This window comes from Paraburkholderia sp. SIMBA_027 (genome assembly GCF_046535315.1).
In the GTDB taxonomy this organism is placed as follows: Bacteria; Pseudomonadota; Gammaproteobacteria; order Burkholderiales; family Burkholderiaceae; genus Paraburkholderia; species Paraburkholderia tropica.
Map to the genome: position 1 here is coordinate 1 of NZ_JAWRWY010001526.1, position 239 is coordinate 239.

The window sequence follows — 239 nt, forward strand, 5'->3', positions numbered from 1 at the left end:
GGAACTTGTCTGGTAAACCTGTTTGGAAATAGGGTAGCTGTCTTTCTTTACTGCCTCATAAACTCCCCAAAACAATCCGATCTTTAGAGAGAAGATCATCGTGATGATGAAAACAGCAGGAATATAAAGTTTAACGAAAAAGTTATAGTGTCTATACTGGCGGGAAATGACATTACATCTTTTAAAAACTAAAATTTTAGTTATTGAGAATGCCAGCCCTATAAAAAGACAGATGGCAG

1 protein-coding gene is annotated in these 239 nt (G+C 36.0%); it reads right to left on the minus strand.

What is annotated here, in order from left to right; genetic code table 11:
- Positions 1–239 (minus strand): hypothetical protein (locus SB764_RS44290; protein ID WP_410867348.1); only part of this gene is annotated, 239 nt, incomplete at both ends.